Consider the following 12,357-nt stretch of genomic DNA (forward strand, 5'->3'; position numbering starts at 1 on the left):
CTCTCCCCTAGTGTTGTTCTGTCTTAGGCCTTGAGCCGGCTCACCAGCCGCTCGGTCGACGGATCATGCGCGCCGCGCGCGCCGCCTTCCAGTTCGCCGAGGATGCGGGTGGCGAGCGTCTTGCCCAGCTCCACGCCCCACTGGTCGAAGCTGTTGATTTCCCAGAGCACGCCCTCGACGAAGGTCTTGTGCTCGTAGAGCGCGATCAGCGCGCCCAGCGCGCGGGGCGTCAGTCGCTCCAGCAGGATGAAGCTGGACGGCCGGTTCCCGTGGAAGGTCTTCTGCGGCGCCAGTACGTCGATGGCGCCAGGCGCCATGCCCTGGCCCGCCAGCTCGGCGCGGACTTCGCTCTCGGGCTTGCCGACCATCAGCGCCTCGGCCTGGGCGATGGCGTTGGCCAGCAGCTTGGTCTGGTTGGCGGGTTCGCCCTCGGTGGCCTGGGCCACGGCGATGATGTCCAGCGGGATGACGTCGGTGCCCTGATGCATCAGCTGGAAGAAGGCGTGCTGGACGTTGGTGCCGGCGTCGCCGAACACCGCCGCGGCGGTGGCGCGGGCTGCCGGCTTGCCGTCGATCCCGGCCTGTTTGCCGTTGGACTCCATCTCCAGCTGCTGGAGGAAGTTGGGCAGCAGACGCAGGCGCTGGGCGTAGGGCACGACGGCGCGGATCGGACGGTGGAGGCCGTTGCGGTTGAAGATGTTCGCCAGGGCCAGCAGCACCGGGGCGTTGGCCGCCAGCGGCGCGCTGCGGAAATGCTCGTCCATGGCTCGCGCGCCGGCGAGCAATTCCTCGAACGCTTCGGGACCCAGCGCGATCACGCACGACAGTCCGACCGCCGACCAAACCGAATAGCGGCCGCCGACCCAGTCGCGGAAGCCGAAGATCTGATCGGCCGGGACGCCGAACGCCTGAGCCACGGCGGGCGCCGCGGAGACGGCGAGCAGGTGGGCGTCGCCGGCCTGGCCAAGCGCGGCGCGCAGCCAGGCGCGGGCGACCGTGGCGTTGGCGATGGTCTCCTGGGTGGTGAAGGTCTTGGAGACCACGACCACCAGGGTGCGGGCCGGGTCGAGGCCGTCGAGGGCCAGGGCCATGTCGGCGGGATCGACATTGGCGGCGAAGCGCAGCTCGATCTGGGGCGCCAGCGGACGCAGCGCCTCCCAGACCAGGCGCGGTCCGAAGTCCGAGCCGCCGATGCCGATGTGGACGATGGCGCTGAACGGCTGGCCGGTCGCGCCGCGCTTTTCGCCCGAACGGACGGCGCGGGCGATGGCGGCCATCGCCTCGCGGGTGGCGTCGACCTCGGCGGAGACCGGTTCGCCCTTGGCGGCGAAGGCCGCGCCCTTGGCCGCGCGCAGGGCCATGTGCAGGGCGGCGCGGTCCTCCGACGGGTTCACGGCCTGCCCGGCGAACTGCCGGTCGCGGGCCGCCTCGATCCCGCCGGCGCGGGCCAGGGCGAGGGCGGCCTGCGCCTCGGCCAGCGACCAGGGCTGCTTGGAGAGGTCGAGCAGCAGTTCGGGCGCCTCGACGCTGAGCGTGTCCAGCCGGTCCGGCTCAGATTTGAACAGATCGACGATGCGACGCTCGCGGGCGTTCTGGGCGGCGGTTTCCAGCGTGGTCCAGGCGGCGGCGAGGTCGGTCATGCGGTACCCTTCTTGAGACGGTAGCGGGGCGTTTACGGTATCGCCGTTAGCAAAAGGCGCCCGGCCTGTCTTGGCCGATTCGAGGAAGGTCCCGCCCGATGTCCTGCAGCGCCGCCGCCATGCTCTCGGCCCTTTGGCTAGCCGCCGCGCCGGCCGGAGCAGGGCCTGCCGCGACGCCGCCGCCGGTGATCGCCACCGAGCCGCTGTTCGCCGACATCGTGAAGCGCGCCGGGGCGCTGAAGGCCGAGGTCGAGGCGTTCAAGGGCGCCGGCACGCCGATCGGCGAGGCGTTCAAGATCAAGGTCGGCGAACTGGCGGCGCTGGACATGCAGGCGCATCGCAGCCTGGCCGAGCGCAATCTGGACGGCGACCTGAAGTGCATACTGCGCGGCATCTCCGAGGACCTGCCGCTGAAGCTGAAGGCGCTCGAGGAGGCCAAGGCCGGCCCCGAGCGTGACGCGGCGGTCGCCGACATGGGCTATCTGCTGAACGACAATGTCGAGGTGATCACCGCGCCGCCGCAGGCGCCGGTCTAGGGCGCCTACTCCGAGTACTTGATCGTGCAGCCGTAGGGCTTGCTGACCGCGGTCGCCACGGTGCGGCCGGCCTTGATGTCCGACAGCGCCGCCGAGACATAGTTCTTCGCACCCTTCAGGCTCGCCGGATCGGCGGTCGGCTTGTCGTCGATGCCGCCCATGTAGGCGAGCTTGCCGGTCTTATCGACGATGTACATGTGCGGCGTGGTCTTGGCCGCGTAGGCGTGGCCGACCTGGCCGGCGGGGTCGAGCAGGAGGGCAGTGGAGCCGGCGTTGTTGGCCGTCTTCCAGCCCTTGGCCGACGCGCCCTCGACATAGCCCTGCTTGCCGGGGGCCGAGGAGATCAGGGTCAGCCAGACCACGCCGTCCTTGGCCGCGCCCTTCTGCAGGCCCTGCATGTTCCCCGACTTGTAGTGCTTCTGGACGTAGGGGCAGCCGTCGTTGGTCCATTCGAGGACCACGGTCTTGCCTTTGAACTCCGAGAGCGAGCGGGTCTTGCCGTCGGCGTCCTTGGCGGTGAAGGCCGGAGCGGCCTGGCCGACCACGGGAGCGGCGTAGGCGGCGGGCGCCGCGAGCGCGAACGCGGCGGCGAAAAGGATCGAACGGCTGAGCATGGGCGCCTCCTTGGGGGGTCAGCGGCCTTGCGCGTCCTTCAGAGCCCGGACGACGAGGCCTTCGGTGAGGATCTGCGGCAGGATAACGCCCTCGCCGCCCTTGGCGCCATACACGAGGTAGAGCGGAACGCCCGCTCGCCCGTGTTTGGCGAGTTCGGCCTCGATCTCTGCATCTTTCCGCGTCCAGTCCGCCTTCAGATAGACCGCGCCGGTGTCCTTGAAGGCGTCGGCGACCGCTTGGCTGGTCAGGGCGACCTTCTCGTTGACCTGGCAGGTCACGCACCAGGCGGCGGTGAAGTTCACGAACACCGGCTTGCCCGCGGCCTGGGCCGCAGCGAGTTTCTCGGGCGAGTAAGCCTCGTAGGGCACGTTCGCCTTGCCGCCTCCGGACTCGGCGACTGCCGCGTCGGGCTCGCCGTAGTTCGGCCAGACCGCGGCCAGGGCCGCGACCAGCGCCAGCACCCCGCCGACCGCCGCCGGCGCGATCACCGAGCCCCCGCTGGCGTGGCGACGCTGGGCGACGCCGAGCAGCCAGGCGCCCAGCGCGAGCACGATCGCCGCCATCAGGATCCGCGCCAGGGCGGTGTCGCCGGCCTGCAGGGTCAGCACCCAGACCAGCCAGGCCGCCGCCCCGTACATCGGGAAGGCGAGCAGCTTCTTGAAGCCGTCCATCCAGGGGCCGGGCTTGGGCAGACGGGCGAGCAGGCCGGGCACGAAGGCGGCCAGGGCGAACGGGGCGGCGAAGCCGAGGCCGAGCGCCAGGAACACGGTCAGGGCGGCCGGCGCGCTTTGGGTCAGCGCCCAGCCCAGCGCCGGAGCCATGAACGGCGCGGTGCAGGGGGCGGCGACCACCACGGCCAGGGCGCCGGTGAAGAAGGCGCCGGCCAGCCCGCGCTTGCCGGCCAGGCCCGTGCCGACGCCCTGCAGCGAGGCGCCGACCTCGAAGACGCCGGAGAGGTTGAGGGCCACGGCCAGCATCAGCAGGGCCAGGCCCGCGACGACCGGCGGCGATTGCAGCTGGAAGCCCCAGCCGACCGCCGCGCCGCCGGCCCGCACGGCGATCAGCGCCAGGGCCAGCGCCAGGAAGGTGGCCAGCACGCCGACCAGGAAGGCCAGGCCCTGCCCCTGGGCGGCGCGACGCTCGTGCGCATGGCCGGCCAGCGAGGCGGCCTTCATCGCCAGGATCGGGAAGACGCAGGGCATCAGGTTGAGGATCAGCCCGCCCAGGAAGGCGAAGGCCGCGGCAAGCGGCAAGCCGAGCGACGCGCCGCCGCCGGCCTTGGCCGGCGGACCAAGGCCCGCGGCCCCGGCCGGCAGCACGCCCTCGGCGGCCGAGACCTCGTAGGACTTTCCGCCCAGGGTCAGCACCCCGGCCATGGCGCTGGGGGTCTGCGGCTGCTGGAAGGCGTAGCCCGGCGTCAGGGCCAGGGTCAGGCCGTCAGGGCCGCGCTCGATGGCCTGCGGCTTGGCGTGGTCGATGACCGTGGAGTCGAACGGGAAGAAGTAGGCGTCGGAGAGGTCCGCGCCCTTCAGCGCCTCGCCGGTGATCGCCAGGGCCAGCATCGGCCCTTGCTTGGCGAAGGCGGCGTTGAGGCCGGCCGGGGCCGGAGCATTGGCCAGGGTCTTGGCGATCGGGCCGCTCCACTCCGGGTTCGGCTCGGCCAGGCCTTCGGCGACGGGCAGCGACAGGGTCAGCTCGGCGTCCTCGGGGACGCAGATCTCTTCGCAGACCAGGAACGAGGCGTGGGCCTTGAGGGTCACCGTCTCACCCGGCTTGGCGGTCGCCGGCGCGGTGATCGGCACCGGCAGCAGCACCTCGTCCTTGTAGCCGTAGTTCATCAGCGGCCCGGTCGGCTGGCGCGTGGGCGCCGGCCAGACGATCTCGCCGGCGGTCCAGCCGCCCGGCAGCGTCCAGACGATGCGGGTCGCCTCGCCGCTGTCGCCGGAATTTCGCCAGTAGGTGTGCCAGCCCTTGTCGATCTTCTGGCGCAGGGCGACGTAGGTGGTCGCGCCCGGCGCGATCGACTGGTCGCGGGCGACGAGTTCGGCGACCAGATGGCCGGTGTCCACCGGCTGGGCGGCTGCAGGCAGCGCCCAGACAAGGGTGAAAGCCGCCAGGAGCTTCGCAAGAAGGCGCGTCATCCGGTCATCCCGATCAGGTACGTCCCGCTATATGGCCCGCCGGAGCGCGCACGCAAAGCGACGCTGACGTCGCGACCGGACTACTCGACCAAGGCCAACCAGCGGCGCGGCCATTTCCAGCCCAGCGAACGCACCTCGCCCGGCTTCAGCGCCAACGTCTTGACGGTGCGCGGGGCCAGCGGACCGATGACGTGGACCGGCTCCAGCCCCTTCACCGGACTGGTCGCGACGCCGCCGATCAGCATGGCCCGGTCGATGGCGGTCCACTCGGCCTTGTTGCGGTCCTCATGCCCGACCGCGAAGAAGTGGCGCACGGGCGCCGGCTCGCCGGGCATTTCCAGCATCACCCCGATCAGCCAGCCGCTCACGCATGCTCCAGGTCATAGCGGGCCGCGGCGGCCTGCAGAGCGGCGATGTCGTCGGCGCAGAGCAGCGGCCTCAGCGCCTGGAATTTCGCCCGGTCCCACTCATAGATCCGCAGGGCGGTCAGGGCCGCCACTGTGGCCTCCGGGAACCGCGGACGCACGGGAACCGCCGGATTGCCGGCCACGATCATGTAGGGCGCGACATCCTTGGTCACGATGGCGCCGGAGGCGACGACGGCCCCCTCGCCGATGACGACGCCCGGCATCAGCATGGCGCGCATCCCGATCCACGCGCCGTCGCCGATCACCGTGTCGCCCTTGCCCGCATACGCCTCGAGGATGACGTCCTCGAAGGGATAGAGGCTGAACCAGTCGGTGCGATGGGTATGGTTCCCGCCCATCAGGATAACGGCCTCGGCGCCGATGCAGACGTAGTCGCCGATATGAAGCTGGTCGATCGGCCACTGCGGCTCCCAGGCCGCCAGACTGTATGCGTCGCCGTAATGGTAGCGGACGACGCTGTCCTCGAACGAGCCCGACCAGGCGTCGCTGTAGTAGCTGCCAGTCCCGCGGATGTGGATGTTGGGGTTCTTGACCGTCTCGTGGAGGTACTCGACGCGAGACCAGTGCTTGGGGGAAGTCATGATCCCGGTCTCTAGACGCCGGTCGAGGCCAAAACAAAGCACAAAAGCTCGACTTGTCACCGTCAGGCGCGATGATCGGCGAATCAGCGTTTTTCCGGAACTGGAGTGCGTACCGTGCCCGCGTCATTCGATGACATCGAAATGGGTCAGGTGGTTTCGTTGGGAGAGATCCCGGTCGAGCCTGCCGCGCTCGAGGCCTTCATCGCCGCCTTCGCGCCGGGCTGGCCGACCGAACGCGGCGCGCCGGACGCCATGGTCTATGCGCTTTGGTGCCGGCTAGACGCCGCCTCGGCCCTGGAGTGGCCGCAGACCAAACGCCTCGGCGTCGACGCCCTGCGCTGGGCGCGCAATCCGCCGGCCGGCGAGCTGCTGCGCGGCCGCATGACGGTAATGGGCAAGGACCCGGTCGGCGACGGCAAGGGCATCATCATCGCCCAGCACGACCTGCTCGACGAAGACGGGCGGCTGGTCTTCTCCTGCCTGACCCGCAGCGTCTTCGCCCGATAGGCCAAACGAAAACAGCGGGCCTCGCGGCCCGCCGTTCCGATGTTCAGCCTTGCCCGCGCCTTAGGCGTTGGCGGGAGCCGGAACCTGCGGCGCGCGGGCCATGGCCAGCGCGATCAGGCGGTCCCAACCGGCCAGCGAGACCAGGTGGGCGTAGATCTGCGCCAGGGCGCCGTTGTCGCGCAGCTCGATGAACTTGTCGTGCGGCAGGGCGTTCAGCTTCTCTTCCGAGACGCCGAAATACTCGGCGATGGTCTGCTGCGGGCCGGCGCTGCCGTCCGGGTTGGTCGGGGTGAAGAGCGCCTTCTTGGTCTCGAACAGGTCCAGACCCTTCAGCAGATCGACGAAGCTCTGGGTGCGCTGGCGCTCCATCTCGTAGTCGTTGCAGAAGTTGATGCAGTTCTGCGTGTACTCGGTCGGCTTGCCGTCGGCGTCGAAGAACAGCATGTCGGCTTCGGCCTTATCGACGATGAACTCGGCCGAGCGGTCGATGCAGAGCACCATCTGGCCGGCGTTGTTGTCGGTGGCGAAGACGAACGGATAGCGGCGGATGTAGGCCGGGACGTAGACGCCCGGCTCGAACAGGCCGTTTTCCTGCAGGAACATGTTCTGGCCGAGGTTCAGGCCCATGACCGCCAGCGGAATCTTGTCGTCGCCGACGAAGATGATTGGGCCGCAAAGCGACGAGACGCCGAATTCGGTGACCGTCAGCGGGACCGCGTGGCCTTCCTTGGCGAAGGTGAACGGGCCCGGCAGGCTCTTCACGCCCAGGCCGCTGTGCAGGTCGATGGAGAGCGGTTCCGGCTTCGAATAGAAAAGCACGTTGCCGGTGATCTGACCCATGCCGGTCGGGGTTTCGTTCGCCATGAAATACCTTCGATGATCCTGGGCGATGATGGGATTGCGCGAGCGGGCGGTTGTTTTGGCTTGTGCGCCGTCTCGAGCGAAGTCGCCGCTTCTACCTGATCGGGCAGGCGCCCGCAAACCTGCACGCAGCCGGCTTGCCTCCGACGGGCCGAACCGCTTCAATTCGTCTCATTCGATAAGGCCGCCAAGGTCACATACCGGAGGATATATTTTGGCTATCTTTTATCCCGACATTCTCGACCAGAAGACCGCGCCCAGGACGTTTTCCTACGGCGACAAGGACGTCATGCTCTACGCCCTGGGCGTCGGCATGGCCCGCGACCAGATGAACGAGACGGAGCTCGCCTTCGTCTACGAAAAGAATCTCAAGGTGATTCCGACCGCCGCCACCGTGCTGGCCTCCAGCATGCGCGGCACGGCGGGCCCGGCCCCGGAGATGCCGGCTGGCCACCGCCCCAGCCAGATCAACTTCCTGATGGTCGTGCATGGCGAGCAGAAGGTGGAACTGCACAAGCCGCTGACCGCCACGGGCACCTACACGGCCCAGGGCCGCACCGTCGGCGCCTATGACAAGGGCCCCGGCAAGGGCGCGGTGATCATCAACGAAACCGTCTGGACCGACGAAAAGGGCGAGAAGGTCGCCACCCTGACCGGCTCCACCTTCGCCCGCGGCGACGGCGGCTTCGGCGGCCCTTCGGAAGGCGCGCCCGAGCCGCACGTGGTGCCGACCCGCGCCCCGGACATCTCGGTCGACTTCGACACCCGCGACGACCAGGCCCTGCTCTATCGTCTGAACGGCGACCGCAACCCGCTGCACTCCGATCCGGACGTCGCCAAGAAGGCCGGCTTCGACAAGCCGATCCTGCACGGCCTGTGCACCTACGGCATCACCTGTCGCGCGATCCTGCAGGAGGTCGTCAACTTCGATCCCGACCAGATCTACTCGCACCAGGCCCGCTTCTCGGCCCCGGTGATCCCCGGCGACACCATCACCGTGGACATCTGGAAGGACGGCAAGAACATCTCGTTCGAGGCCCGCGTGAAGGCGCGCAACGCCACCGTCATCAAGAACGGCCTCACCGTCCTGCGGTAGTTCGCCCACCTCCGGAACGGTTCCCAAGGCGTGGGAGCCGTTCTAGAGAGGCGCCCATGACCCGTAGCTTCAGTATTGTCGCCGGCGTGGCCATGGCCGCCGGCCTCGCCGCCTGCGCCGCCACAAAGCCCGCCGAGGCGCCGCCCGTGGACGAGAGCCTGGCGCCCGCCCCGCTCAATCCGCTGCCCACCGACCTGACCGGCTATCTCGCCGAGGGCGACCTCAATGGCGCGGCCCTGCTTGGCCCGCCGCCCGCGCCGCAGAGCCTGACCGGCCAAGCCGACCGCGCCCGCTACGAAGAGACCCGCGCCCTGGCCGGCTCGCCGCGCTGGAACCAGGCGATCGTCGAGAACGACCTGTGGGGCGGCGGGGCGCTGAAGCAGTACGCCTGCAAGCTGGGCGTTTCGATCGACGAGAAGCAGACGCCGACGGCGCTGAAGATCATGCACCGCGTCGAGCTGGACGTGCGCACCGTCGGCAAGCCGGCCAAGGACCACTACGACCGCCCGCGCCCGATGATCGGCGACGACAAGCCGATCTGCATCCCGCGCGAGGACTGGATGAAGACCAACGCCTCCTACCCGTCCGGCCATTCGATGACCGGCTGGGCCTGGGCGCTGATCCTGGCCGAGCTGGCCCCGGCCAAGGCCGACGACATGCTGGGCGTCGGCAAGCAGATCGGCGAGAGCCGGATCATCTGCGGCGTGCACTACGCCAGCGACATCGAGGCCGGCCGCACCCTGGCCAGCGCCATGGTCGCGAGGCTGCACGGCGATCCGCAGTTCCTGTCCGACATGAAGAAGGCCCGCGGCGAGATCGCCCGCGCCAAGGCCGCGCCGAGCGGCTGCGCCGCCTAGGGTCGCACGGCCCGGACGGTCGGACGCATCGGATCGCCCTCGGCGTGACCTGGACCCGGGAAGCCGCTGAGTTCGGTGTCATAGGTCATGCCGAGCCGCTCCATCACCGCGCGCGAGCGCAGGTTGACCGCCGCGGTGATGGCGTCGATCTCCGGCAGGTCCAGGCGGGTGAAACCGTCCTGCAGCACCGCGGCGGCGGCCTCGGTCGCATAGCCGTGGCCCCACGCCTGGCGGCTCAGTCGCCAGCCCATGTCGACGAACGGCGGGACCGGCAGTTCCTCGAACGAGGGCATCAGGCCACAAGCGCCGACGAACGCGCCGTCCGACCGCCGCTCGATCGCGTAGCGGCCCATGCCCAGCCGCGCGAAGGCGTCGTGGGCGCGCTCCATGTAGGCCCTGGCTCGCTCGCGGGTCAGCACCCCGCCCAGCCAGCGCATGACCTCCTCGTCGCGGGACATCGCCGCGAACGGCTCCAGGTCCTCTTCACGCCACTGACGCAGGATAAGGCGTTCGGTCTCCAGCCTCATCGGCGGGCCACGTAGACGACGTGGCGGTTCAGCGGATGGTCCGGGGCGAGCCGCGGGTGATCGAAGTCGCGGGCCGGATCGGCGACCATGCCGATCTTCCGCATCACGCCTTGCGAGGCCAGGTTGGTGTCGGCGGTGAAGGCCAGGAATTCCTCCTGGTCGAGGTTCGCGAACCCCCAGGCCAGCGCCGCCTTCGCCGCCTCGCTGGCGTACCCCTGTCCCCACGCCGCGGGGATGAGCCGCCACTCGACCTCGATCGCCGGGCCGACCGGCAGCGCCTCGTTGACGCTGGCCAGGCCGGTCATGCCGATCAGCCGACCGTCGGACCTGCGCTCCACGGCCCAAGGTCCCCAGCCGTGCTCGGCGATGTGGGCGTTAAACCGGTCGAGCAGCGCGTCGCTGCCGGCCCGGTCGAGCGTGCCGGCCAGCCACGCGCCGACCTGCGGGTCGCCGTTCAGGGCGGCGAAGTCCGCTCGGTCCTCTTCGCGGTAGGCGCGAAGGATCAGGCGTTCGGTCTGGATCATGCAAACGAGGTTACATGATCCAGGCCGGCCGCAGCTAGGCCGGCCGCAGGCCGGTCAGAGACCCGTAGAGATCGGTGCGGCGGTCGCGGAAGAAGCCCCAGGCGGCCCGGTGGCCTTGCAGGAAATCGAGATCGAAGCTGGCCTGGATGATCCCCTCGTCGGCGTGGCCGAGTTCGGAGACCAGGTCGCCGCGATGGTCGGAGATGAACGACGAGCCGTAGAAGGTCTGGCCGCCGTTCGGGTAGCCGTCCCAGGGCTCGAAGCCGATGCGGTTGGCGCCGACCACAGGGATGACGTTGGAGACGGCATGGCCCTGCATCGCCCGCCGCCAGGGCAGCGCGGTGTCGAGGGTCGGGTCATGCGGCTCCGAGCCGATGGCGGTCGGATAGAACAGCACCTCGGCCCCCATCAGCGCCATGGCGCGGGCGCACTCGGGGTACCACTGGTCCCAGCAGATGCCGACGCCCAGGCGGCCGAACTTGGTGTCCCAGACCTTGAAGCCGGTGTCGCCAGGCCGGAAGTAGTACTTCTCCTGGTAGCCGGGACCGTCGGGGATGTGGCTCTTGCGATAGAGCCCCATCAGCGAGCCGTCGGCGTCGACCATCACCAGGCTGTTGAAGTAGTGCGGGCCTTCACGCTCGAAGATCGAGATCGGGATCACCACGCCCAGTTCGGCCGCCAGCGGCGCCAGGGCGAGAACCGCCGGATGCTCGCGCCAGGGATAGGCCTGGGCGAACCAGTGCTCCTCCTGGGTGACGCAGAAGTACGGCCCCTGGAACAGCTCGGACGGCAGGATGACCTGGGCGCCTTTGCCCGCGGCCTCGCGGATGAAGGCCTCGGTCTTCTTGATGTTGGCCGCCATGTCCATGCCGTAGCTGGTCTGGATCGCGGCGACGTTGATCGTGCGGGCCATCAGGCGGGCTCCTGCTGGGTGATGCAGTGGAAGGATCCGCCGCCGGTGAGGACGGCGGTGGACGGCAGGCCGATGACCTTGCGGTCGGGGAAGACGCTTTCCAGCGCCTGCAGCGCCAGGTCCGCGGCCTGACCCTCGCCGTAGGTCGGCATGATCACCGCGCCGTTGGCGATGATGAAGTTCATGTGGCTGGCCGGCGCGGCGCGGCCGTCGACGCCTTCGATCCAGCCAGGCGAAGGAACGCGCACGACCTTCAGCTTGCGGCCCTGGGCGTCGGTGGCCTCGGACAGGCGCCGCGCGGCGTCGTCATAGGCCTCGAGGTTCACGTCGCCGCGGCCGAAGCCGATCGGGCAGACCGCCACGCCGGGCGCGACGAAGCGGGCAAGGTTGTCGACGTGGCCGTCGGTGTGGTCATTGGCCAGCCCGTCGCCCAGCCAGATGGTCTTGGTCGCGCCGAAGGCCTGGGCGAAGGCCGCCTCGGCCGCAGACTGTGTCCAGCCGGCGTTGCGGTTGGGATTCAGCACGCACTGGCCGGTGGTCAGCACCGTGCCGGCGCCGTCATGGTCGACCGCGCCGCCCTCGAGGATGAAGTCGTGCTGGTTCAGCGTCACGCCCGACGCCGCGGCGATCTGGCCGGCGACCTCGTCGTCGTGCGGGAAGTCGTACTTGCCGCCCCAGCCGTTGAAGCGGAAGCCCTGGGCGACGTCGGCGCCGCCGCGCTTGGCGAAGATCGGCCCGGTGTCGCGCAGCCAGACGTCGCCGAAGCGGCCGGGCACGATCTCGATTCCGGCGACGTCGCCGAGCATCCGGCGGGCGGCGGCCTCGCCCTCGTCGCTGCCGGTCATCAGCCGCACGCGTTCGCCGCCCGGGCCGGCCAGGGCGCGGGCTAGCGCGGCGACCTCCTGCTGGGCGTCGGCGAGGTATTCCTCCCAGAGGCCCTCGTCATGGCTGGGGAAGCCCAGCCACATGGCGCGGTGCGGAGCCCATTCGGCGGGAACGAGAACGGTCATGGCTGCCTTCATCTAGTGAACGCGCGCAGATGGGCGGACGCGGTCCCCCCGTCAAGCGTCGCATAGAAAAAGGGCGGCCCGTCGCCGAGCCGCCCCTTCCGATCTGGCTCTAAGACCGAAG

General features: G+C 69.7%; 14 protein-coding genes. 4 read left to right on the forward strand and 10 right to left on the reverse strand.

Annotation, left to right across the window (positions count from 1 at the left end):
• Positions 1-23 precede the first annotated feature (23 nt).
• Positions 24-1,640, reverse strand: coding sequence for a glucose-6-phosphate isomerase (pgi, locus tag AC1Q87_RS20755; protein WP_492610732.1), 1,617 nt, complete (start codon positions 1,638-1,640; stop codon positions 24-26).
• Between the two features lie 98 nt (positions 1,641-1,738).
• On the opposite strand from pgi, the gene AC1Q87_RS20760 reads away from it, so the two are divergent.
• On the forward strand, positions 1,739-2,176 hold the full coding sequence (locus AC1Q87_RS20760; protein WP_492610733.1) for a hypothetical protein: 438 nt from the start codon (positions 1,739-1,741) through the stop codon (positions 2,174-2,176).
• A gap of 5 nt (positions 2,177-2,181) precedes the next feature.
• Here the strand turns inward: AC1Q87_RS20760 and AC1Q87_RS20765 are convergent, their stop codons facing one another.
• From AC1Q87_RS20765 to AC1Q87_RS20780, 4 genes are all read right to left on the reverse strand, one after another.
• A complete protein-coding gene (locus AC1Q87_RS20765) occupies positions 2,182-2,790 on the reverse strand; it encodes a thioredoxin family protein (RefSeq protein ID WP_492610734.1) in 609 nt (202 codons plus the stop codon).
• Positions 2,791-2,808: 18 nt separating this feature from the next.
• Positions 2,809-4,932 carry a protein-disulfide reductase DsbD family protein gene (locus AC1Q87_RS20770; RefSeq protein WP_492610735.1) on the reverse strand — a complete coding sequence of 708 codons (2,124 nt, stop codon included), beginning with the start codon at positions 4,930-4,932 and terminating at the stop codon, positions 2,809-2,811.
• A gap of 80 nt (positions 4,933-5,012) precedes the next feature.
• Positions 5,013-5,300, reverse strand: coding sequence for a hypothetical protein (locus AC1Q87_RS20775; protein ID WP_492610736.1), 288 nt, complete (start codon positions 5,298-5,300; stop codon positions 5,013-5,015).
• Positions 5,297-5,941 carry a CatB-related O-acetyltransferase gene (locus tag AC1Q87_RS20780; RefSeq protein WP_492610737.1) on the reverse strand — a complete coding sequence of 215 codons (645 nt, stop codon included), beginning with the start codon at positions 5,939-5,941 and terminating at the stop codon, positions 5,297-5,299. The genes AC1Q87_RS20775 and AC1Q87_RS20780 overlap by 4 nt, the downstream gene beginning before the upstream one ends.
• Before the next feature lie 114 nt (positions 5,942-6,055).
• Between AC1Q87_RS20780 and AC1Q87_RS20785 the strand changes: the two genes are divergently transcribed.
• Positions 6,056-6,448, forward strand: coding sequence for an acyl dehydratase (locus AC1Q87_RS20785; RefSeq protein WP_492610738.1), 393 nt, complete (start codon positions 6,056-6,058; stop codon positions 6,446-6,448).
• Positions 6,449-6,508: 60 nt separating this feature from the next.
• Here the strand turns inward: AC1Q87_RS20785 and AC1Q87_RS20790 are convergent, their stop codons facing one another.
• Positions 6,509-7,312, reverse strand: a complete 804-nt coding sequence (locus AC1Q87_RS20790) for a SapC family protein (RefSeq protein WP_492610739.1) — start codon at positions 7,310-7,312, stop codon at positions 6,509-6,511.
• A 211-nt stretch (positions 7,313-7,523) separates the two neighbouring features.
• On the opposite strand from AC1Q87_RS20790, the gene AC1Q87_RS20795 reads away from it, so the two are divergent.
• On the forward strand, positions 7,524-8,405 hold the full coding sequence (locus AC1Q87_RS20795) for a MaoC/PaaZ C-terminal domain-containing protein (RefSeq protein ID WP_492610740.1): 882 nt from the start codon (positions 7,524-7,526) through the stop codon (positions 8,403-8,405).
• 56 nt (positions 8,406-8,461) lie between these two features.
• Positions 8,462-9,262: an acid phosphatase gene (locus AC1Q87_RS20800; RefSeq protein WP_492610741.1), complete on the forward strand. Its 801-nt coding sequence runs from the start codon at positions 8,462-8,464 to the stop codon at positions 9,260-9,262.
• Here the strand turns inward: AC1Q87_RS20800 and AC1Q87_RS20805 are convergent.
• Genes AC1Q87_RS20805 through AC1Q87_RS20820 form a run of 4 tightly spaced genes read right to left on the reverse strand, consistent with a single transcriptional unit; the run spans position 9,259 to position 12,236 of the window.
• Positions 9,259-9,789 (reverse strand): GNAT family N-acetyltransferase, encoded by a 531-nt coding sequence (locus AC1Q87_RS20805; RefSeq protein WP_492610742.1) that lies wholly within the window; start codon positions 9,787-9,789, stop codon positions 9,259-9,261. The genes AC1Q87_RS20800 and AC1Q87_RS20805 overlap by 4 nt on opposite strands.
• On the reverse strand, positions 9,786-10,313 hold the full coding sequence (locus AC1Q87_RS20810) for a GNAT family N-acetyltransferase (RefSeq protein WP_492610743.1): 528 nt from the start codon (positions 10,311-10,313) through the stop codon (positions 9,786-9,788). Before AC1Q87_RS20810 ends, AC1Q87_RS20805 begins: the two co-directional genes overlap by 4 nt.
• Before the next feature lie 34 nt (positions 10,314-10,347).
• Complete coding sequence (gene aguB, locus AC1Q87_RS20815) at positions 10,348-11,226, reverse strand: N-carbamoylputrescine amidase (protein WP_492610744.1); 879 nt, start codon at positions 11,224-11,226, stop codon at positions 10,348-10,350.
• Positions 11,226-12,236: an agmatine deiminase family protein gene (locus tag AC1Q87_RS20820; protein WP_492610745.1), complete on the reverse strand. Its 1,011-nt coding sequence runs from the start codon at positions 12,234-12,236 to the stop codon at positions 11,226-11,228. The genes aguB and AC1Q87_RS20820 overlap by 1 nt, the downstream gene beginning before the upstream one ends.
• Positions 12,237-12,357 lie beyond the last annotated feature (121 nt).

It is taken from the genome of Phenylobacterium sp. GW823-FHT02A09, assembly GCF_058797775.1.